The sequence below is a fragment of the Campylobacter sp. RM9328 genome (assembly GCF_012978615.1).
Genome location: NZ_LIWF01000003.1, coordinates 108,643 through 128,953, shown reverse-complemented (window position 1 = coordinate 128,953; position 20,311 = coordinate 108,643). Strand labels below are relative to the sequence as shown.

Below are 20,311 nucleotides of genomic sequence, written 5' to 3'. Positions count from 1 at the left end.
AAATTTAATGAAAAAAGCACTTTTATGCATAGGAAATCCACTACGCGGAGATGATGACGTGGGCAACGAAGTCGGACGCATCATAGAGGCAAATTCTCCAAGCTGGAGAGTATTTTACGGAGAGGATGTGCCCGAGGATTGCTTTAAAGATATCAGAGAATTTGCTCCGGATATCATCATCGTAGTCGATGCGATGAGTGGTTTTAAGGATAGCGGGGTTGAATTTTTTGATTTAAGCGATGAGAGAGACTACATCTACTCAACGCACAATCTCCCGACTCCGGTGTTACTAAGCTATCTTAGAAACATCTGTGAAAAAACGATATTTTTAGGCATAAATGTGCTTCTTGAAAATGTAATTGATTTTAAGGAGGGGTTAAGTGATAGCGCTAAAGCCTCGGCACAAAGGGCTTTTGAGCGAATTTTAGAAATTGATGTGAATTTAAATGAGGCGGATTTGGGTTAAATTTGATTGCAAGTAGCAATCTTGGTCTTTATACTTTTGTTTTATAAATTTGTAGTTAAAAACAAAAGGTTCTTGTTCACAACTTTATCGTGATATCAAAGAACATAAAATAAAAAGGAGAATAGATGTTAAGTCCTGCAGATACCGCAAAAGCCGTGTCAGGCTCAATGGAACATAAGGCGCATATGCCTCTTTATACCATTATCTTCATGTCGATAATGGCTGGAGCGGCTATTGCTATGGGTGATATATTTTGGGCACACTCAACCGTCGGAATGGCTGAAAACCAGTCGATAGGCTTATCAAATTTTATCGGTGGCATAACGTTTAGCTGCGGTCTTATGATGGTAGTGTTTTACGGAGGTCACCTTTTTACAAGCTCCGTTTTATCGGGTGTAAGTGCATACGAGGGCAAGCTAAATGTTGGACATACGATATATTACTGGACGATAGTTTGGCTCTTTAACTTTGCAGGCGGCGCTCTTATAGCTTATATGTATTACTACTCCGGACTGCCGTTAAAATACGACGGTTACATACTCCAACACTTCATACCGTCAGGTATCGGCAAAATAACCGCACCATTTCACGAGCTCTTTATCAGAGGTATCTTTTGCAACGTCTTTGTTTGCATGTCTATCTGGACTGCAACAAGTGAAAACGACTTATCGGGCAAATTTTTTGCGATTATGTGGATGATCGGTGCATTTGTGGCTTGTTCTATGGAACACTGCGTGGCAAATATGTTTATCATCACGGAAGCCTTGATAGCAAAAAGCCACTATCTAGCGCAGTTTGGCGGGGACTTAAATGAGCTTTCTCACTTCCTACACGGAGTTAGTATAGAGGGGCTTAAGGAATTAAATGTAGAAAATTTCTTGATTAAAAATTTAATTCCCGTTACGCTTGGAAATATAGTGGGTGGGCTATTTTTCGTCGGGCTTGTAGGCTTTATGGCTAATCAATTTGAAATGAAAAAAGATAAATAATAACCCTCCTTTAAGACAAGGCTCGTGTAAAAGCGGGTCTTGGCTATATCACGTAACTTTGAAGCTTTTCAAAGTCTATGATCAAAAACTCATGAGGTGTTATCTTGCGGATGATATCATCTTTTACAAGCTCGTTAAACGCTGTTGATGCACTTTGTCTTTTTAGTCCCACAAACGATGATAAAACCTTTAAAGAAAATGGCAAAAACAGATAATAATACCCGTTTTGTTTTAAGTCTTGCTCTTTTGCAAGCTCTATTAAAAAATGCGCTATTCTTCCCTTTGCATTTTCAAAGAGTATAGACTTTATCACTTTTCGCTGCAAGAGCATTATGTTTAAGATATTTTGGTAGTAGGCTTTTGCAAATTCAGAATTATCAAGCAATGGCTCAAATTTATCAACACTTATTAGATAAACTTCGCTGTTATCTTCTAAAATTTCCATAGCACAACTTGGATCTAAGACAGTAATATTATTTTTTTGAACCTGGTAGAGTATAAACTCCTCACCCTCTTCCAAGAATGAAATTTTTGCCAAGCCTTCTCTTAGTATCACTATCTTTAGATCGTCAGAATAAAGCATACTTCCTTTTGATAGGATTTTATGCTCGAAATTCAAAAGCTCGCCCGAAGACAAAAAAGACAAACTCTTGCTGTCTAAAAGTCCAAGGCGAGTTTGCTTCATCTGTCTTCCGATACTGTGCTTTTAAAATCCATGAAGCTTTTTAAGCTCGGGATCTATCGGCTTTTTATGTCCGTCTTTAGTTACGCTTACATAGGTTGCTATAGCGCTTGTTACGCGCACACACTCGCGAAAACCGTTTTCGTTTAACCTAAGTGCTGTTACTTCTATCTCTGTTTTTATAGAAGTATTACCAACCTCTATGATCCTAGCATAACAACTAACCACATCACCTATAAAAACAGGCTGTTTAAATATCACCTCTTGCATCGATATCGTTACGACACGTTCAGGCGATATCTCTCTGGCCGCGGTTGCCCCGGCTAAGTCTATCTGGCTCATTATCCAACCGCCAAATATATTTCCTGCCGAGTTTGTATCTTTTGGTAAAGCCACAAGCTTGATACGGGGCTCTCCGAATTTACTTAAATCTTGCATATTGCTCCTTATTAAATTTTAATACATACCTTCCATATAAAACAGCAGACATCAAGCATAAAATATAGCCAAAAAGTTCAAGTCCTTCTTGCACCGTATTTTTTACGAGAGATGCCATATTTTTATCGTTTAGGACATGCATCCAAAACGACATTGTGCCAAAAACACGCGAGAACACAAGCACTACCGTTAAACCACAAAGCGCTACGATAAAAGATCTAGTCTTTAAATAACGCTCAAGCTCATCGTTTAAATGCTTTGGATCTTTAAACGCATAAGCTATACTAGAAATAGCGACCAAAAGTGTGGGGTAAATCCAGCTTCCATGCCTTATCTCGTCAAAAAATGCGTCTAACTCCCTTATGAGCATGGTAGTGAAAAACCCAAAAATTAAAACACTTAATCTATGAAATTTCGCTTTATTTTTAATGCACATCGCATAAATGACACATATTATAAGCAAAATCATCTCTTGAGTTATCTCGCTAAGAGAAATTTCGCCTATACTTTCTAGCTTAAATACGAAAAAATCAACATATAAGCACAAAACAGGCGTCAAGCAAAAGATGCAAAATATTGCAAAAATCTTAATCAATCTAAAGACCGAACCCAAACATATCCTCCTAAAAAACGTTAATTTTACAATATTTAATCTTTAAAACTATAAAAATTTAACCCCTTTATGATAAAATACGAATTTATCGGCAAAATGAGGTGTTTAAGGCTCACGGCGTGATCTTGCTTATACAAAACTCATGATAACCTAGGTATAAAAACGGAGAATAAATGAATAATTTTAAAAGACTAAACGAGATAGTAGCTCAAAAAAAACTTGAACTAAATGAAATTTATAAAAATTTAAACAACAAACTCATAGATGAAGCGCTTGAAATTTGTGCGCTTAAAGGTAGTGGTTCCGAGCGTATGGCAGTTGCAAGAAGGATAATCGATCTAAAAGTAGATCCGCTTGAAAATGAGTTAAAAAAGCTAGGAAAAAGTGAAGATGAGATAGCTAAAATAAAAATCGCAATGTTTAACTTTGTGCGTAAAATTTATGAAAAAAGACACAAAGAGCTTATCTCTCAGGCTCTAAGCGAAAAAATTTTAGATAAATTTTATATCGCTTTAACAAAAGGCATGCACGACATAGGTCTAGCCCTAAACGCATGGCAGATAACCTGGGAAGATAAAATTTTAAACACAACAAACAAGGAATTTGACAAGCGCTTTAACTCCTTATCTCAAGCGGCTGAATTTATCGACAAAAATAGACTTTTTCAACTTGATGAAAATGGTCAAAAGGCAGACAGAACATACGGCGCAGTGGTGCAAAATGGCGAAAATTTCAGCTTTGCGCCGTATGCGGTTGTGTTTGAAAACGAGGTTAAAAACGTTAAAAATGAGTTTGAAATTTTGATACAAAACTTAAAAAATTTAAGCGATGACAGCGACGAACATGAAGCTTATATAAGGTATTTTTCAAAGCTAAGAGATGCCTTTTGCGAACAACAAAACGATAAAACGATAAAGGCCTGGCAAGAAGCAGAGATCGCCTGGATGGATGTTAAATCACCTCTTCAACCGGGTCATCCTCTAGAATACTACGAAGATGCTTACACACACGCGGTTGCACTTGAGTGGGATATACGCTTGGTTGATAGCACAGCCGTAAACGAAGAGGAATTTAAACAAAAAATTCTACAAACATACTCAAAAGTAAGCAAAAGTATAGGTGCTAAAAACGAACGCATGCACGAACAAGTAAAGGCAAACGTTAATCGCACACAGCTTTATGTTAGTGTGCCGATGATCTACTACGGTGCTGAGCTAAACGGACTTTTTAGTGCACAAGTCGTGCCAAATGACGAAAGTGTAAGCGCCAAATGCGGTAAGAAAATTTTTGCCTTTGTTAATCACGTATACGAAAGCGCAAAAGCAAAGCCGTTTATGAAGCTAAGCAGTGAAATTTTTAGTAAGGAATTTTTGGATTTCGGGCGTGAAATTTTATTTTTAAAGCCTGAAATTTGGAAAAAAGTATATGAAATTTCAACCATCGGACATGAATTTGGTCATATTTTATTTATCGATACTGATACGGAAAATATCATGAACAAAGGTGGTGTTTTTAAATTTATCGAAGAGTATAAGGCGACTACGGGCGGACTTGTAAATTTCTTCTATCACGAAGATGAGAGATATAAAATGTCCGTTTTTCACGAGCTTATCGCACGCGCAGTAGGACTTATCGCATGGAAAAACGTTGGCGAAGTTAGAGCTTATTACTGCGAAGGGCTAGTGCATTTAAATCTTTTGTTTAAAGCCAAAGTTTTAGAATTTAAAGATACAAAGCTTAGTGTTGATTTTAGCGAACAAGGCTATGAGAGATTTAAAATTTTATGTCTTAAAAACTACGAAGAACTTGCGACTTGTTATGCAAATAAACATGAAGCCGGTGAGTTTTTAGCTAAATTTTGTGTTAAACACGACGCTACTTATTTGCCAAAAGATAGTGAAGTTCGCAAATTTGTAGAGCATTTTTATGCACGTTATGAAGCCATAGGAAACGAGCTTGATACAAGTGGCGAATGGGAAAAATGGCAAGAAAAAGTTAAAAATTTAGGATAAAAATGACAGATAGGTTTTCACCGATAACAAGTGCTAAATTGGCTTTTATACTTTACTGTGTCGCACTTTTTGCGTTATATAGTTTTGCTATACATACAAAAAACACGATACTGTGTAACATAGTTTCGTCTATATCAAATTTAAGCATGGGCGCGATGATAACATATCAAATATGGGTAAAGCACAACTTTGATACATTTTGGAAGTGGCTTTGTATCGCCATTTGCTTTTGGGGTATAAGCGATGTTTTTTGGCTATATCATGACTTTATCGGTTTTAAAAACAGTGAGATAGAAACCACCTATATCGTGCAAGTAATGTATCTTGTGCCGATATTATCTGTATTTACCGCAGCTTTGTTAATGTTTGAATACAGCATGAAACAATACGCAAAGATGCAGTCTTTTGTCGATATTAGCGTTTTGATCATCATGTATATGAGCTTTTTTTGGTTTGTCGTTTTTGAAAGTAATATCGAAATTTTCTTCTCTGTCAAAGAGACGTTTCACTTTCTTTATCTAGTACTTAACGTCATCACTTTTACAGTTGCTTTTATCGTTTATCTTGCGATAGATACCAGACACATCAAACGACACAAGTCCTTTTATATGGCACTTATTGCCATCATCATGTTTGGAATTTATGATATGTATTACTCCATATCTGTCGTCAAAGGTAAAATTTTAGCCAATACATACTACGAACTCGTGCTAGAAATTATATTTTTTATAGTGCTTATCGCCTCATTTTATGCAAAAGACGGCGACGTAAAAAGAAAATTCGGTAAAAACAAGGAAGCCCCAAATGTTATCTTAATAAGCAAACTCGGGCTACTCGTCTCACTCATCATTGTTGCTATCTTAGTGAGTGGACGAATAGACCTCACATGGATATCCGTTGTTATGGTTTTACTGCTTTTTTACGGCGTTTTAACACATAACATCTCAAACGTGAAACATAACCAAGCCCTAATAAAAAAAGAGTATATCTTAAGACGAAATTTAGAGGGTATCATAAAAGACAGGATAAAGGAGCTAAACAGCAAAAGCGAACAGCTAAAAAAGCTTAACCACATCGACCCGCTAACCGGCGCGCTAAACCGCGAACACTTTTTAGAAAAATTTGGCGAATTTATAAAGACAAAGCCGATTGACCAAACAACTGATGTTTATAGTCTTGACTTAAAACGCTTTAAAGTCATAAACAATGTTTACGGGCGCTATATAGCCGATGAAGTTTTAATAGCTTTGGTGGAGAAATTTAAAAAGATATTTTCTAAAAATTCTCTCATATCAAGGTTTAGTGGAAGTGATTTTGTTATAGTTTCAAGATCTGGCAGTGCAAACGCAAGACGCGAAACGATAAATAAACTTTTAGCCACTATACAAGATCCTATCACGATAAACGATCATACGATCCACCTTAAGGCAAATATCGGCATAGCTCAAAGCGAAACCAGCGAGATAAAGCCTAGCGACCTACTATCTTACGCTAACATCGCACTTGCAGAAGCCAAAAAGGACTCAGGTAAAGACTTTGTGGTATTTAGCGACGAGCTTATGACTCAGATGCAAGAGCAAAACTACATCAATATGCTAATGTCTACTATGGATTTTGATAAAGAGCTGGACCTAAATTTCCAACCTCAATACAACCTAAAAAGCGAGAAGCTAACCGGAATGGAAGCACTTTTATACTGGAAGTCACCAGTAAAGGGCTTTATACCCTCCTCGCAGTTTATTCCCATAGCAGAGCAAAATTCTCTCATAGTAGACATAGGTCAATGGGTATGTAATAAAGCTATCAAACAAATGGCAACATGGAGTCACAAATACGATCTTAAAGAGCTAAAACTACACATAAACGTCTCTCCAAAACAGATAGATAATACAAATTTCATACAAAATATCATGATGCTCTTAACCGCCAACAAGCTTGATGGTAGTTCTCTTGGTATGGAGATAACAGAGATGAGCCTTATAGATAACGAAAACCTCGTGCAAAATAGCCTTTTTGTGTTAAAAAATCACGGTATAACACTGTCTATAGATGACTTTGGCGCAGGATTCTCATCGATCGGTTATGTTAAAAAATTTAAATTTCATAAGCTAAAAATAGCAAAAGAGCTGATCCAAAATATAGCCACAAACAGCCAGGACAAAGAGATAGTAAAGACAATTATAGAGTTAGCTAAAAGCATGGGACTAAAGAGTATAGCAGAAGGTATAGAAAACAAGGAGCAACTTGAAATTCTAAAAGAGCTTGGCTGTGACGAAGGTCAAGGATATCTGCTATCAAGACCGATGAAAGCAAACTCTTTTGAAAAGCTTCTTAAAAAGATTTACGCTAAAAACACACTTTCATAGTCGAGTTTTTCATATCTTGCGATAGGTTTTTTTGTATTTTTGGCTATCTTTTTGATAAGCTCGGCGCTCTCGTCGTCTTTTGGTATTATGATGTGAATTTTGTCGTGCAAAAATATCACAAAGATATTTTTAAGCTCATAAATTTCACTAACTCTATCAAATTCAAATTTCTCTTTATCTGAAATTTCACTCTCATAAAATGCAAAATATTCATCATTTACTGCAAATTTCATACTTTTTTGACTATCTTCGCCCTTTATCTTTCTAAGCGCATTTAGTCTTTTTCGTTTTAAAAACACAGGATAAGCAAAAAGCCAAATCACACCAAAAATAATACCCGCGATCGTGTAATACTGCGTATTTGCAAGCTTATCCACAATAAAGCCTGCTATCATAGCCTCGGCAAAAACACCAAGAGTGTTAAAAAAATGCTGGTTACGTGCGCGCCTTGAGCCAAAAAGCACAAAGGCATGATAATCAAGCACGTCCTTGCTTGTCAAAACAACATCTTTTATCATTAAAAGCTCCTAAATTTTTTGTTGATTATATCTAAAAACAAGGATTAAATTAGTATAATCCCTATTATTTTGCAGGAGAAAAGTGCTTTGTTCAAGCGTTTGTTTGCCACCTTGGATGGGGCTCAAAAAATTGCCATTATCAGCGTAGGGGTTTTATTTGCGCTTACTTGCTTGATGTCGATTTTAGGCTATGTTTACTTTCAAATTTTATTCTACACTTTAGCCTTTTTTATCATAGTCCATACATCCTATAGATACATAACAGCTCCTCAAACGATAAGATATCACTGGCTTTGCGTCTGTCTCGCGGCTATATTTTTAGTAGCTGCCGATATTTTGTGGCTCTTTTATAGTTTTATACTGCTAGCCTCTTATGATAGATATAATTTCTTAAATATCGCGTATATATTTCCATCTTTGTTTGTGCTATTTGCCATATCCATGTTTTTATACACTAAATTTAAAGAGATGAGGGCAAAGGCGGCTATATTTGCACTAGACTCGATAAGTATATTTTTATTTATCGCAACCATGCTCTTTAATGCGATTAGAAATTTCGACATAAATTTGATATTTACAAGCGCTGATCACTTTACATCTTTTGCAAACATCATCATAAACTCCCTTATCGCGATCATCACGCTTAGCATCCTAATAAACGCAGGACTTATCAAGATAAGAGTAAGCGGCTTTTATCTACTAGTATCTGCGCTACTATTTGCCGTAATAAATTTATACATATACGCCATTCCGTGCTGCGTATATAAGAGCACAAATGTTTTATATCTCATTTGTGCCTTGGTGTTTATGATAGGTTCGTTCAAATTAAAAACATCAAATGAGATCATCGTCCCAAGGAAAAACAGCTCCACTGTCATTTCAAAGATATTGCCGATCATTACGATTATCCCACTTATGGTATATGGCGACTTTACTTCTCTAGTAAGTGTATTTATACTTTTTGTAGTCGTATCACACTCGCTAGTTAGCTACTACATAAAAAACAGCATAGCTACAAATGAAATTTTACAGCGCGAACTTAAACTACATGCCGAGCTTGAAAAGATCATGCACGATCGCACAAATGAATTCATTCTTGCAAATTTAAAACTTCAAGACATATCTGAAAGAGACTATCTCACGGGTCTTGGAAGTAGAAATTTTTTAATAAAAAATTTAAAAACCGCTATCGAATCCATAGGCAAGCAAGATGAATTAGTTGTTTATTGTATAAATATAAACAACTTTAGATCCATAAACACATCATATGGCCACGGGATAGGTGACAGGGTGCTAAAAGCCTTTGGTAGAAGACTTGTTGATATTTGCGATAGTAACGAATTTATCTCTCGTATCGGAGCTGATGAGTTTATAATCTTTGCCAAAATGGGTAAAAACAGCAAAAGCGAATGCCTAAAGCTAGCAATTACCATAAAAGACGGCGTGCAAGAGCATATATTTATAGACAAATACCATTTTAGACTAAACTGCACGATAGGCTTTTATATCACAGACTACACTAGCAGGAAGATCGATGTCTCAACAGCCATCAAAAATGCCTACAGAGCAATGTGTTTTGCTAAACAAAAACCAAGTCTTAACCCACTAGAATACGATGAAAAGATCGATAAAACAGTTCATATCAACCTCCAAATGGAAGCCTTGATACAAACTAATGAATTTGAAAAAGAATTTAAGGTATTTTACCAACCGATATTTGATGTAAAAAACAAAAAGATCATAGACGCCGAAGCTCTTTTAAGGTGGGATAGCAAGGAGCATGGATTTTTAGAAGCGTCGGCTTTTTTAGATATCTTTAAAAACACAGAAATTTTAAGCAAACTTTGTGGTCTAACTTTTGAAAAAACGATAAGACAAATTTCAAGATGGCAAAAAGCAAACATCACCCTACCAAAAATCAGCATAAACATCGCTCCATCAAAGATAGACAAGATGGATTTTGCATTTAGCGCTAAGAATGTTCTTGAAAAATACAACGTAGACCCAAATTCAATACAACTTGAACTAACCGAAACCGTTTGGACAAACTCCACAAAAACTGTGGATCAAATTTTTACTATACTAAAAGACACCGGTATAGACGTGCTTATAGATGACTTTGGAACAGGTTACTCATCTCTGACTTATATAAAAAGATACGATATAAAGGGCATAAAAATAGCAAAAGATTTTATCTTAGACCTTGCAACCAGCAAAGCCGATAGGCAAATCGTACAAACAGTCATGCAACTTGCCAAAAACATGAACATAAAAGTAACGGCAAAAGGTGTGGAAAGTAAAGAAATTTATGATGAGCTTTTAAAACTAGAGTGCTACGAGATGCAGGGGTATTATATATATCGTCCGATGAACGCGGAGGAATTTGAGGAGTTTTTAAGAAACAATCCTCAAACGATCACTCCGGCTTAAATTTCAGCTTTAATTTCTTCGTTTGATTTAACAACCATACCAGAACCATGTATCACACTTGGAACACAGCTAGTGCAGATATCAACCTCTTCGCCGTTTTTATGTGCACGGATAAAAACTGCATTTGTGTCATCAACACTCTTTAAACCGCAAACGTTGCAAACAACAATGTTGTTTTCTCTCATCTTTTCTCCTTTGAAATTTTGTGTATTCTACCTGTTAAATTTTAAATTTTAGATGACTTACGTCAAGTTTAGACGTTATAAGGCTTTTTTTTGTATAATCCTAAAAATTAAAAAGGTGAACAATGAAAGAGATAGATATAATTTTAGAAATGCTTAAACTCCAACAAAGCCTAAACGACGAAACAAACGGCATAGGCTGGGAAGACGGATATACCAATAAAAACAAGCTAATCAGCTGGAAACGTTGTATATACATGGAATGTGCCGAGCTTATAGATAGCTTTGCTTGGAAACATTGGAAAAGTATAAACGCCCCAACAAACGAGCAAAATTTACGCATAGAAGTCGTTGATATATGGCACTTTGTTATGAGCTTGATGTTGCAAATTTACCATACAAATCGTATCGGCGACATAAATACTCTTGCTCAAAATATCTGCAGCGCAAGCGGATTTGCACGCTTTTGCAAAGAGCCACTAAAAGTAGAAGAAGAAAATATTTACGAGATCATAAACGAGATCGAGAGGTTGATACACGAAAGTAGTGGATTTAAATATGACATCCACAATATGCTTGAAATTTACTTCTCGGTAGCCTTAAAATGCGGAGTAAATTTATATTCTCTTTATGAGTGCTATATCGCTAAAAACATTCTAAATCGCTTCCGCCAAAACAACGGCTACAAAGAGGGAACGTATAGTAAAATTTGGAATAGCAAGGAAGATAATGTCGTTATGAGCGAAATTTTATCTAACGGGCTTATAAGCATAGATGAAATTTATGCCGCTTTACAGAGCGAATACGACAAAGTTAAAAAATAATGTTAGAAAATTTTAGGCTTAGCTATAAAGATTTTTTAACAAAAAAATTTATAACACTTTCTATCTTACCGCTTGTTTGTAGTGTTTGTCTACTTGGAGTAGGACTATTTATAGCCGGCTCTAGTTTGGGCGAGAATTTTATGCAGATGAGCCAAAGCGGGGATTTTGGTTATTTTAATCTATCCAAATACCCGCTTGTAATGCAAATTTTAACAAATGAGATCACGACTTTTATACTAAGTGCCGCTTTTTATGCTCTAGGGACCTACGTCATGCTTGTTCTTAGTGTTATCGTTGCACTTGTTATAGCCGGATTTTTAACGACTGTTGTTACAAACGAGATAAACAAAAGACATTATAATCTCGAGTTTAAGCCAGTTTCAACGGTTTTTACTTTAAGGCTTACCGCAAAAGTTATAGTTAAATTTCTAGCCCTTTTGATAGTTTGTTTGCCTTTTATATTTGTGCCATTTTTGCATTTTTTTATTATAAATATACCGTTTTTATATCTTTACCATAAGCTTTTGCTCATAGATGTCGGCTCAAACACTCTTAATGAAACAAAATTTCACATCGCCTGGCTTGACGGTGGAGGAATTTGGTTTAAGCTTGCTTGCGGTCTTTTTTACCTACTTTCGCTTGTGCCTCTTTTAGGACTATTTTTGCAGCTATTTTTTATAATTTTTCTTTCGCATTTGCTGTTTCAAAAACAAGCCGTTAGTAAATTTTAGTTTATTTAAGCGTAAAAATACAGCTTATTTGTCTGGTCTATTAACCTATCAAATAGCCTTTTTGACGCATCTAAAAGATCGTTGTTTGCTTTGTTGGTTTCTAAAAGTTTGTCAAATAATTTAAGAACGTTATCATTTATCATATTTTGGTGATTATCATTTTTGGCTTGTGGAAGTTTTGATTTTATACTATTTGCAAGTTCAGTTATACTTTGGTTTGTGCCTGCGATCTTATCTGCATCTTTGACATTTTTCATAAATTCATCAACTTGCGGAGCGATCTGTTTTAAAGCCTCATTAAGCTCTGCCAAGTCTTGCTCGTCAAGCCCATCGCCAACATAAGAGAAATTATATCCGTATTCATGCGTTAAAGTTAAGTTTCTTGAGCTTTGATTATGCGAGCTTTGACTTGAGTATTCTAGGCTTTTGTTGTCATACATCGAGAAATTTATCTGATCTCCCGAGCTTGTTTTAAACGAAAAATCAAAATTATTATAACTTCCTTGTGAATAAAAATTTGTTTGCATTTTAACTCCTTTGCCATCTTAGATCGGCAAAATTTCAAATTTATAAAGCCATTTTTATGTAAAATAACCAAAAATTTAAAGGCTTTTTATGTGCTGCTTTGGCGTTAGGGTTTTTTTACTTATATTTATAACCGTTTTAAGCTTTGTTTTTCATAGACTTTATCCTCAAATTCCAGTTGTTGCATACTATCTTTTGCTGGCAAATTTCTTAGCATTTATAATATTTTCTCTATTTTTTAGAGGAGCTTTGCCAAATTTCGTAAAACCTGGTGCGGTTCATTACTTTTCGCTTATCGGCGGAAGCATCGGATCATTTGTGTCAATGGCAGTTTTTGGCAAAATTCGTAAAGATAGCTTTACTCTCATTGAGCTTGTTATTTTTGTATTTTGGCTCATTTTAGTAACGGTTGTGGCTTTAAATTTTATAAAAATTAGTGAATTTTTCTACGAGTTTTTAATCTAATGGATGATAAGATATTAAATTTTATTAACAAAATGCACCTTTTATCGCTAGCGGTTATTGATGAAGAAAATTTACCTCACTGCGCAAGTTCGTTTTACGCCTTTGACGAGCAAAATTTAGCCCTACTTGTAGCAGGAGATAGTAAAACAAAACACATAAAAGCACTTGATAAAAATAATACGGTTGCCGGAACGATCGTGCTTGATACAAAAATAGTCGGCAAGATAGAAGGTCTTCAGTTTATAGCAAAGATGAGCAAGGCGACAAAATCCCAAAGAGAAATTTATTTCAAAAAATACTTCTACGCCTTAGCGATGGATCCTCAAATTTGGAGCATAGAGCTAAGGTGGGTGAAATTTACGAGCAATACACTCGGCTTTGGCAAAAAGCTAATTTGGAACAAATAAATTTAACCGCGGTTGCGGCTAAATTTTAATGTTTTTTAAGCCCTTTTGCATCAAGGTTAAGCCTTATAGCTTCATTGTCGATTATCCCGATACCTGATTTTAAAATACCGTTTGCTATCTCGTGAGCCTCTTTTAACGAGTGTAGTTTATAGCTACCGCATTGATATTCGTTTAACTCCGGGATATCACTCTGGCTTAAAACATTTGTGATATCTTTCATAGAAGCTTCCCAAGCGTCAATAACCTCTTGAGAGCTTGGCGAACCGATAAGGCTCATGTAAAACCCGGTCCTACATCCCATCGGCGAGATATCTATGATCTCTACTCCGTCGCGGTTTAAGTGTTCGCGCATAAAACCTGCAAAAAGATGTTCTAAAGTGTGGATCCCACGTTCAGGGAGCATGCTTTCATTTGGCTTACAAAAACGTAAGTCAAAAACTGAAATTTCATCGCCTTTTGGTGTTTTCATCGTCTTTGCAAGACGAACTCCTGGCGCATTCATAATGGTATGATCAACGCAAAAACTATCAAGAAGTGGCATTTTTTCTCCTTATTTTAAAAAAGCATTGAGTGTATCATAAAAATTTGAATTTTTGGCTAAAATCCTTATAGTTACATTTAACATAAAATAAAAAAGTAATATCGAATTTATTATAAATTTTTAATACTTTTTCGTTATAATCCAAACAAATTTTAAACTAGCGAAGAAAGGAAATAAATGTCTGTAAAACAAGAAAGACGTGATTTTATCGGTCTTGCGTTTGGTGCGGTAGCCGCTGTTGGCGGTGCATTTTCGCTTGTTGCCGTTAAGAAAACGTGGGATCCGCTCCCAAGCGTTAAAGCGGCCGGTTTTACGACTGTCGATCTTAGCCCAATGAAAGACGGTGAGATGAGGCAGGTTGAGTGGCGTAAAAAGCCTATTTTCATACTTAAAAAAGATGCGAGTATGAGCGCAAACGATGCTCGTGATGTCGTTGTGGGAGATAGCAGATATACCGTTGTTATAGGACTTTGCACACATCTTGGATGTATCCCTGAGTATAAAATGAGCAAACAAACATTTGTTTGTGCCTGTCATAGCGGTGAATTTAATGTTGACGGCATAAACACTTTTGGACCTCCTCCGCGCCCACTTGATATACCTCCATTTAAGATAGACGGCACCAAGCTAGTTCTTGGAGAAACAAGCCCTGAGTATGAAAAACTCGTAGGCAAAGCGTAAGGAGAGAATATGGCACAAATTCATAAATCAACAGGTGTTTTAGACTGGTTTGAACAACGTCTGGCTGTTACCAAACTCATGAAGGTATTAGTTAGCGAGTATTGGATACCAAAAAACATCAACTTTCTTTGGGCGATGGGTGTTATCCTAACAACGCTTTTTGCACTTTTACTTATAACCGGCTTTTTACTATTAATGTATTACAAGCCTGATGTAAATTTAGCATTTGACAGTGTTAACTACACTATCATGCAAGAGGTTGAATACGGCTGGTTGTGGCGTCATATACACGCTGTTTCGGCTTCAGTTATCTTTCTTATCATGTATATCCACCTACTTACCGGACTTTACTACGGCTCATATAAAAAGGGCAGAGAGTTAATTTGGATAAGTGGCATGATACTATTTATCTGCTTTTCAGCAGAAGCCTTTAGCGGATACATGCTACCTTGGGGACAAATGAGCTACTGGGCAGCAACCGTTATTACACAGCTTTTCGGCGCCATTCCTGTTATCGGAGATGCTTTAGTTGAGTGGATACGTGGTGACTATGCGGTAGGCGATGCGACACTTACTAGATTTTTCATGCTACACGTTTGTTTGTTGCCTTTGGTTACGATTTTAGTATTAGTAATCCACTTTTACTCATTAAGAATTCCTCACGTAAATAACAAAACTAGCGAAGAAATTGACTTTAACATAGAAGCAGAAGTTTACCTAAAAGGTGATAAAGCTAAGTCAAAAGTTATACCTTTTTGGCCAGGATTTTTAGCTAAGGACTTTATGTATGTGGCATTTTTCATGATATTTTTTATATATCTTGTTTGTTTCCATTATGGTTTTGCTATGGATCCGATCAACTTTGAGCCCGCAAACCCGCTAAAAACTCCTCCGCACATCTATCCTGAGTGGTATTTCTTGTGGCAATACGAAATTTTACGCGGTTTCTTCTTTGATATGTTTGGCATAACAGCTTCAAACATCGGACTTATATCATTTGCATTTGCAGGTGTTGCATTTATGCTTATACCTCTACTTGATAGAAGCGATGTTGTGGCTCCTGCTCATAAAAGACCGCTTTTCTTTGTATGGTTTTGGGTGCTTGTTATAGACCTTATAGCACTTTCTATCTTAGGTAAAGTCCCAACAGGTGGAATTATGGATTGGTTAGGATTTGGCTCATCCGCACTTTTCTTATTTTTATTTATCGTTGCGCTTCCTGCGATTACGATACTTGAAAGAAAAAGGGGGTAATTATGAAAGAGCTTAAAATTTTTGCCATAGTTGTTTTTCTATCTGGCGTTTTATACTGGGGTATTGAGCCTTATGCTCACTCAAAACTTCACCCTCATACGGCTGCGGCTGAATTTGACTACTCAAAAGAGGATGAGCTTCACGCCAAGAATGTCCTAGAGGCCAAAAAAGCTGCACTACAAAGCGCGAAAGAACTTAAAGATGAAGCTAAGATAAATGCCGCACAAGCAGATGTAGACAGTGCTCAAGCTTCGCTGGACGAGTATGTTGCATTTTGGAACGAGATAAAAGCTATCGACTTTAGTAAAGGTGACGCAACAAAAGGAGCTGATACGTTTTTGGCAGCAGGTTGTACCGGTTGCCACGGTATAGAGGCTGCGGGCATGCCTTCTGCTATGGATAATGCTACTGCAAGCGCTAGCTTTGGCGTTGTTCCGCCTGATCTTAGCACGGCAGGTTTTATATATGATGATATGTTCTTGGCTGCGGTTATAAAAAACCCTACACTAGCTGTAAAACTAGGTCATAAATTTAACGACGAAAATCTGTTTCCTATGTTACCTTTCTTTGGCGCAGGTGGCGACATGAATGAAGAGCTAGCCGATATGGTTGCTTACTTAAAATCAATAGCCAACAAATATGCCCAAGAGCACAATGGCATAAGCGATGAAAAGTTATTTGAGGACGCGTGCCAGCGTTGTCACGACAACAAATACGACAACAAATACACTCTATCAAATCGTATAGATCTAGCAACTTACATGGGTTCAAATCCGCCTGATCTATCTATGATGATAAGAGCTAAAAATTCAGACAACTACCTAACAAAGCTTATCAATGATCCGCAAAAAATGCTTGCTGGAACATCTATGCCACGTGTTGGCTTAAATGAAAAAGCAACCGAGCAGATCGTAAGCTATATGGAAAAAGTAGGCGATAGTAAAAAAGATGAGCGCTCAAGTGTGGGAATTTATACGATGGTATATTTCTTGATACTTGGTATATTTGCTTGGCTTTGGAAACGTAAAGTTTGGAGCGATCTTCATTAATATTAAAGGGTCATTACGACCCTTTAAATTTTAAAATTCTTTTATACACATAGATTTTTATTATCTTGCTAAAGTATGAGGATTTTACGGCATGAAGCCGTAAAATTTTATGCAAATAGAGGTTTTATCTCATTAATCCAAGCAAGAATTCTCTCTTCGGTTTTCTCGCTTTCATTGTCCGCATCAAGTGCAAGACCGACAAATTTACCATTTCTCACGGCATCAGAGCCATCGAATGTGTATCCATCTGTACTTACTTCGCCAACAGCCTTAGCGCCTTTTTCCATGATGGCATCATAAAGTTTTGCCATACCGTTGCAATACTCATCAGAATAGCTCTCGCTATCACCCATGCCAAAAAATGCAACAGTTTTACCCTCTAAATTTAATCCACCAAAATCAAACGAATCCCAGTCGTCTTGCAAATCGCCACTACCCCATGTAGAAGTGCCTAGGATCAATTTATCATATCCGTTTAACTTCTGGGCGCTAGCATCGCAAACATTTAAAACTTCGTTGTCAAGACCCAAATTTTCACTTAAAAATTGAGCTGCCTCTTCAGTATTTCCCATACTGCTACCGTAAATTATACCTATCATTTTATTCCTTTGAAAAATTTTTATTGTTGACTTATACTACCACAAATTTGCAAATACTAATTATATATAAAATTTATAATTAGTATTTTGAGAAACAATATCTTTATCATGATAAAAATCTTGTGATTCTAACATAACTAACCTAAAAAAATATATTATTATAAAATAAATTTCAATCCTTAAGATTTTTGCCTACTTAAACTCAAGTCTTCGTCGTTAAAAAGCCCATATCTTTTAAAAATTCCTCCAAATGCTACCGCCAAAAAGGCAGGGATTATAAAAGAAATTCCAAGCAAAACAGCCCAGTCAAAGCCTGATATGCCGACTTTTGTGCCATTTGCCACATCGGCTAGCCAACCAGTATATACTCCCATCTGTCCCACAAAAGCGCATGTTCCCATTCCTGAAGCGATGGCTGCCCCGTTCATTTGAAACCCTAATATCGCAGCGATCGCACCATTTATGGCTGAAACTATAATGATAGGTATCCAAATGATAGGCTTTTTAGCGATATTGCCCATTTGTAGCATACTTGTTCCTATGCTTTGAGCGATAAAGCCGCCAAAACCGTTTGCCTTATAACTCATCACTGCAAATCCAACCATCTGTGCGCAACAACCGGCAAGTGCCGCACCTCCGGCAAGCCCTGTAAGCCCAAACCCAGCACAAATAGCAGCCGAACTAATCGGCAAGGTAAGCGCCATTCCAATCACAGCCGCCACGATAGCGCCCATTAGTACCGGATAAAGTTCGGTCGATACCATTACGGCCTTACCGACAGACATGGCCACAGCACCTATAAACGGAGCTATCCACATAGCTAACACACAACCAAAAACAACCGTAACAACTGGAGTTAGTATGATATTTATACTATTTTTTATGCTTACTATCTTACCTACTTCACAAGCCGCTAGTGCCACTACATATACGGCAAGCGGTCCACCTGCGCCACCTAGTGTGTCGCTTGCGTATCCAACCGCACACAAAGAAAACATCACAAGAGCCGGTGCATTTAATGCGTATCCGATAGCAACCGCCATCGCAGCACCTTTTGAAGCTATGGCAAAATTTGCGATTTGAGTTAAAATTTCCACTCCAGCTTGCTTGCCGATAGTAGATAATATCGTACCGATAAGAAGTGAAGCAAATAAACCCTGTGCCATTGCCGACAGTGCGTCTATAGCGTATCTACGCCCAGAGATTACCACGTCTTTTTTAAGTAAAAATTCCTTAAATTTATCTTGCATTATATACCCCCAGAGTGTAATTTCTCCGTTTTACAAGAAAGTTGGTTAAAGAAAGGTTAAATAAATCACAAAAGATTAAATTTGCTTCTTACCTTGTAAATTTTTCTCATAAAATTTAAAACAACTTATGACTTATCGTATATGGAACAAGTTTGAGCTTGCCGCTACATCTACAAGACTCGTGTCTAACCTCAACATGTTTTAAAAATTTACCATTTCTTGGAAATACTATAAACATCGCCTCAAGGTCGCTCTCGTTTAAAATGCGTGTTGCACGTAGAATTTCACTTTTTGCAGTATGAAAACTATCTTTTGAGATCTCTTTAAAACTAGGCATAACACCAAATATCTTCTTGCCCGAACACTCCGCGAAGATAACACCGTCTTTTAGATAAATTTGTTTATCGGGATGTTTTTTGCTGATCTTATCATAGACAAAGCCTGCAAACATATCATTTGCCTCAAAGCACAGTTCAAATTTACCGGAACTATACAACATCTTTATAAGCTTGGCTACATGACACACCGGCTCTTTTGCCATAAATTTCAACCTACTAAAATCCCTTTGCAAATAAGCATGTATCAGGGCATTTGAAACCAGGCAGAAATTTTTTACCTTGCAAATTTTTAAAGAATTTATCTTTAAAAGATCATCTATGTAGGCTCTAAAGATATCTTCTATCTTTAAAAATTTAGCGTATTTTAAAGGGATTTTTAGCTCATTTTTGACATTAGCATTATAAAGTGTTAAAAAGATTTTAGCCTTTTGAAATTTACTAAGCTTTGAAAAAATACTTGGAGTTATTTCTCCAATATCTAATAAATGCCCGAATTTCATCGATTATTCCGCTTTGCATCCAAATTCCTTATCTAGTCCAAAGACTTTACAATACTCGCAAAAGACGCAGCTAACACTTCTTTTGGCACAAACTATCGGGATGTTGCGCTTTTTGGCTTGAGTTTTTATGGTTTTCATCGTGTTGTGGTTTAAAAAGCTTGTTAGCATAACTACACACTCGGTATCTTGCGGGATCGGCTTGCGGTTCACACGATTTTCATTTCTTGCGTCCCAATGCTCAATCCTTTGCGCACCCAAATCCTTCAAAACAGCCTTTATCGGGGTGATTTCATCTGCTCCTATTACCAAAACCGACATATTAGACTCCTAAGATTTTATTTTTGATAGTGATTATTATAAACTATCTTTGCTAAATTCTTTCTTAGTTATGAGAGCTATTATCATTATGTCTAAATTTATAACTTATGTGGAGAAAAAGGGCGGAAATTTT

At 36.5% G+C, this 20,311-nt stretch carries 23 protein-coding genes; 12 read left to right on the top strand and 11 right to left on the bottom strand.

All coding sequences use genetic code 11. The features are described 5' to 3' along the window. Positions 1–7: 7 nt before the first annotated feature. Complete coding sequence (locus CCAL9328_RS03175) at positions 8–466, top strand: hydrogenase 3 maturation endopeptidase HyCI (protein WP_169937545.1); 459 nt, start codon at positions 8–10, stop codon at positions 464–466. A 125-nt stretch (positions 467–591) separates the two neighbouring features. Further along, positions 592–1,455 carry a formate/nitrite transporter family protein gene (locus CCAL9328_RS03170; protein ID WP_169937547.1) on the top strand — a complete coding sequence of 288 codons (864 nt, stop codon included), beginning with the start codon at positions 592–594 and terminating at the stop codon, positions 1,453–1,455. A gap of 43 nt (positions 1,456–1,498) precedes the next feature. On the opposite strand, the gene CCAL9328_RS03165 is transcribed toward CCAL9328_RS03170, so the two are convergent. Genes CCAL9328_RS03165 through CCAL9328_RS03155 form a run of 3 tightly spaced genes read right to left on the bottom strand, consistent with a single transcriptional unit; the run spans position 1,499 to position 3,170 of the window. After that, the gene (locus CCAL9328_RS03165) at positions 1,499–2,140 is read right to left on the bottom strand and encodes a Crp/Fnr family transcriptional regulator (protein ID WP_169937549.1); all 642 of its coding nucleotides are present in this window, start codon (positions 2,138–2,140) and stop codon (positions 1,499–1,501) included. Between the two features lie 21 nt (positions 2,141–2,161). Then, positions 2,162–2,575 (bottom strand): acyl-CoA thioesterase, encoded by a 414-nt coding sequence (locus tag CCAL9328_RS03160; RefSeq protein WP_169937551.1) that lies wholly within the window; start codon positions 2,573–2,575, stop codon positions 2,162–2,164. Beyond that, complete coding sequence (locus tag CCAL9328_RS03155) at positions 2,559–3,170, bottom strand: transporter (RefSeq protein ID WP_169999969.1); 612 nt, start codon at positions 3,168–3,170, stop codon at positions 2,559–2,561. Before CCAL9328_RS03155 ends, CCAL9328_RS03160 begins: the two co-directional genes overlap by 17 nt. A 191-nt stretch (positions 3,171–3,361) precedes the next feature. On the opposite strand from CCAL9328_RS03155, the gene ciaB reads away from it, so the two are divergent. Together ciaB and CCAL9328_RS03145 are read left to right on the top strand one after the other, a co-directional pair. Further along, positions 3,362–5,200, top strand: coding sequence for an invasion protein CiaB (gene ciaB / locus CCAL9328_RS03150; RefSeq protein WP_169999968.1), 1,839 nt, complete (start codon positions 3,362–3,364; stop codon positions 5,198–5,200). A 2-nt stretch (positions 5,201–5,202) separates the two neighbouring features. Then, positions 5,203–7,566: a putative bifunctional diguanylate cyclase/phosphodiesterase gene (locus tag CCAL9328_RS03145; RefSeq protein WP_169999967.1), complete on the top strand. Its 2,364-nt coding sequence runs from the start codon at positions 5,203–5,205 to the stop codon at positions 7,564–7,566. On the opposite strand, the gene CCAL9328_RS03140 is transcribed toward CCAL9328_RS03145, so the two are convergent. Beyond that, a complete protein-coding gene (locus tag CCAL9328_RS03140) occupies positions 7,542–8,084 on the bottom strand; it encodes a hypothetical protein (protein ID WP_169937559.1) in 543 nt (180 codons plus the stop codon). The genes CCAL9328_RS03145 and CCAL9328_RS03140 overlap by 25 nt on opposite strands. An 87-nt stretch (positions 8,085–8,171) precedes the next feature. Between CCAL9328_RS03140 and CCAL9328_RS03135 the strand changes: the two genes are divergently transcribed. Further along, positions 8,172–10,514: a putative bifunctional diguanylate cyclase/phosphodiesterase gene (locus CCAL9328_RS03135; protein WP_169999966.1), complete on the top strand. Its 2,343-nt coding sequence runs from the start codon at positions 8,172–8,174 to the stop codon at positions 10,512–10,514. Here CCAL9328_RS03135 and CCAL9328_RS03130 read toward each other — a convergent pair. Continuing rightward, on the bottom strand, positions 10,511–10,699 hold the full coding sequence (locus tag CCAL9328_RS03130) for a hypothetical protein (RefSeq protein ID WP_169937563.1): 189 nt from the start codon (positions 10,697–10,699) through the stop codon (positions 10,511–10,513). The two genes, CCAL9328_RS03135 and CCAL9328_RS03130, sit on opposite strands and share 4 nt — an antisense overlap. A gap of 122 nt (positions 10,700–10,821) precedes the next feature. On the opposite strand from CCAL9328_RS03130, the gene dut reads away from it, so the two are divergent. Together dut and CCAL9328_RS03120 are read left to right on the top strand one after the other, a co-directional pair. Beyond that, positions 10,822–11,520, top strand: a complete 699-nt coding sequence (gene dut / locus CCAL9328_RS03125; RefSeq protein WP_169937565.1) for a dUTPase — start codon at positions 10,822–10,824, stop codon at positions 11,518–11,520. After that, positions 11,520–12,251 (top strand): EI24 domain-containing protein, encoded by a 732-nt coding sequence (locus CCAL9328_RS03120; protein ID WP_169999965.1) that lies wholly within the window; start codon positions 11,520–11,522, stop codon positions 12,249–12,251. Before dut ends, CCAL9328_RS03120 begins: the two co-directional genes overlap by 1 nt. A gap of 5 nt (positions 12,252–12,256) precedes the next feature. On the opposite strand, the gene CCAL9328_RS03115 is transcribed toward CCAL9328_RS03120, so the two are convergent. Beyond that, positions 12,257–12,778, bottom strand: coding sequence for an ATP/GTP-binding protein (locus CCAL9328_RS03115; protein WP_169971872.1), 522 nt, complete (start codon positions 12,776–12,778; stop codon positions 12,257–12,259). A gap of 88 nt (positions 12,779–12,866) precedes the next feature. On the opposite strand from CCAL9328_RS03115, the gene CCAL9328_RS03110 reads away from it, so the two are divergent. Both CCAL9328_RS03110 and CCAL9328_RS03105 read left to right on the top strand, forming a co-directional pair. Beyond that, entirely contained in the window at positions 12,867–13,241 is a 375-nt protein-coding gene (locus tag CCAL9328_RS03110) for an L-arabinose ABC transporter (RefSeq protein WP_169937571.1), read from the top strand. Then, positions 13,241–13,648 (top strand): pyridoxamine 5'-phosphate oxidase family protein, encoded by a 408-nt coding sequence (locus CCAL9328_RS03105; protein WP_169937573.1) that lies wholly within the window; start codon positions 13,241–13,243, stop codon positions 13,646–13,648. Before CCAL9328_RS03110 ends, CCAL9328_RS03105 begins: the two co-directional genes overlap by 1 nt. 25 nt (positions 13,649–13,673) lie before the next feature. Here the strand turns inward: CCAL9328_RS03105 and luxS are convergent, their stop codons facing one another. Next, complete coding sequence (gene luxS, locus CCAL9328_RS03100; protein WP_169937575.1) at positions 13,674–14,189, bottom strand: S-ribosylhomocysteine lyase; 516 nt, start codon at positions 14,187–14,189, stop codon at positions 13,674–13,676. Positions 14,190–14,366: 177 nt separating this feature from the next. Between luxS and petA the strand changes: the two genes are divergently transcribed. From petA to CCAL9328_RS03085, 3 genes are read left to right on the top strand one after another with little or no spacing between them, the layout of a single operon-like run. Then, entirely contained in the window at positions 14,367–14,870 is a 504-nt protein-coding gene (gene petA / locus CCAL9328_RS03095) for a ubiquinol-cytochrome c reductase iron-sulfur subunit (protein ID WP_169937576.1), read from the top strand. Between the two features lie 9 nt (positions 14,871–14,879). Continuing rightward, complete coding sequence (locus CCAL9328_RS03090; protein ID WP_169999964.1) at positions 14,880–16,124, top strand: cytochrome b; 1,245 nt, start codon at positions 14,880–14,882, stop codon at positions 16,122–16,124. 2 nt (positions 16,125–16,126) lie between these two features. Further along, complete coding sequence (locus CCAL9328_RS03085) at positions 16,127–17,173, top strand: c-type cytochrome (protein ID WP_169999963.1); 1,047 nt, start codon at positions 16,127–16,129, stop codon at positions 17,171–17,173. Positions 17,174–17,280: 107 nt separating this feature from the next. Here the strand turns inward: CCAL9328_RS03085 and fldA are convergent, their stop codons facing one another. From fldA to CCAL9328_RS03065, 4 genes are all read right to left on the bottom strand, one after another. Beyond that, entirely contained in the window at positions 17,281–17,772 is a 492-nt protein-coding gene (gene fldA / locus CCAL9328_RS03080; RefSeq protein WP_169971918.1) for a flavodoxin FldA, read from the bottom strand. A 179-nt stretch (positions 17,773–17,951) separates the two neighbouring features. Further along, positions 17,952–19,022 carry a PTS sugar transporter subunit IIC gene (locus CCAL9328_RS03075; protein WP_169937584.1) on the bottom strand — a complete coding sequence of 357 codons (1,071 nt, stop codon included), beginning with the start codon at positions 19,020–19,022 and terminating at the stop codon, positions 17,952–17,954. A gap of 115 nt (positions 19,023–19,137) precedes the next feature. Continuing rightward, positions 19,138–19,860: a hypothetical protein gene (locus CCAL9328_RS03070; RefSeq protein ID WP_169937586.1), complete on the bottom strand. Its 723-nt coding sequence runs from the start codon at positions 19,858–19,860 to the stop codon at positions 19,138–19,140. A gap of 3 nt (positions 19,861–19,863) precedes the next feature. After that, on the bottom strand, positions 19,864–20,178 hold the full coding sequence (locus CCAL9328_RS03065) for a DUF2325 domain-containing protein (RefSeq protein WP_169937588.1): 315 nt from the start codon (positions 20,176–20,178) through the stop codon (positions 19,864–19,866). Positions 20,179–20,311 lie beyond the last annotated feature (133 nt).

Coding starts and splice junctions, on each gene's coding strand:
- CCAL9328_RS03175 (WP_169937545.1), top strand. CDS start 8: ATGAAAAAAGCACTTTTATGCATAGGAAATCCACTACGCGGAGATGAT.
- CCAL9328_RS03170 (WP_169937547.1), top strand. CDS start 592: ATGTTAAGTCCTGCAGATACCGCAAAAGCCGTGTCAGGCTCAATGGAA.
- CCAL9328_RS03165 (WP_169937549.1), bottom strand. CDS start 2,140: ATGAAGCAAACTCGCCTTGGACTTTTAGACAGCAAGAGTTTGTCTTTT.
- CCAL9328_RS03160 (WP_169937551.1), bottom strand. CDS start 2,575: ATGCAAGATTTAAGTAAATTCGGAGAGCCCCGTATCAAGCTTGTGGCT.
- ciaB (WP_169999968.1), top strand. CDS start 3,362: ATGAATAATTTTAAAAGACTAAACGAGATAGTAGCTCAAAAAAAACTT.
- CCAL9328_RS03145 (WP_169999967.1), top strand. CDS start 5,203: ATGACAGATAGGTTTTCACCGATAACAAGTGCTAAATTGGCTTTTATA.
- CCAL9328_RS03140 (WP_169937559.1), bottom strand. CDS start 8,084: ATGATAAAAGATGTTGTTTTGACAAGCAAGGACGTGCTTGATTATCAT.
- CCAL9328_RS03130 (WP_169937563.1), bottom strand. CDS start 10,699: ATGAGAGAAAACAACATTGTTGTTTGCAACGTTTGCGGTTTAAAGAGT.
- dut (WP_169937565.1), top strand. CDS start 10,822: ATGAAAGAGATAGATATAATTTTAGAAATGCTTAAACTCCAACAAAGC.
- CCAL9328_RS03120 (WP_169999965.1), top strand. CDS start 11,520: ATGTTAGAAAATTTTAGGCTTAGCTATAAAGATTTTTTAACAAAAAAA.
- CCAL9328_RS03115 (WP_169971872.1), bottom strand. CDS start 12,778: ATGCAAACAAATTTTTATTCACAAGGAAGTTATAATAATTTTGATTTT.
- CCAL9328_RS03110 (WP_169937571.1), top strand. CDS start 12,867: ATGTGCTGCTTTGGCGTTAGGGTTTTTTTACTTATATTTATAACCGTT.
- CCAL9328_RS03105 (WP_169937573.1), top strand. CDS start 13,241: ATGGATGATAAGATATTAAATTTTATTAACAAAATGCACCTTTTATCG.
- luxS (WP_169937575.1), bottom strand. CDS start 14,189: ATGCCACTTCTTGATAGTTTTTGCGTTGATCATACCATTATGAATGCG.
- petA (WP_169937576.1), top strand. CDS start 14,367: ATGTCTGTAAAACAAGAAAGACGTGATTTTATCGGTCTTGCGTTTGGT.
- CCAL9328_RS03090 (WP_169999964.1), top strand. CDS start 14,880: ATGGCACAAATTCATAAATCAACAGGTGTTTTAGACTGGTTTGAACAA.
- CCAL9328_RS03085 (WP_169999963.1), top strand. CDS start 16,127: ATGAAAGAGCTTAAAATTTTTGCCATAGTTGTTTTTCTATCTGGCGTT.
- fldA (WP_169971918.1), bottom strand. CDS start 17,772: ATGATAGGTATAATTTACGGTAGCAGTATGGGAAATACTGAAGAGGCA.
- CCAL9328_RS03075 (WP_169937584.1), bottom strand. CDS start 19,022: ATGCAAGATAAATTTAAGGAATTTTTACTTAAAAAAGACGTGGTAATC.
- CCAL9328_RS03070 (WP_169937586.1), bottom strand. CDS start 19,860: ATGAAATTCGGGCATTTATTAGATATTGGAGAAATAACTCCAAGTATT.
- CCAL9328_RS03065 (WP_169937588.1), bottom strand. CDS start 20,178: ATGTCGGTTTTGGTAATAGGAGCAGATGAAATCACCCCGATAAAGGCT.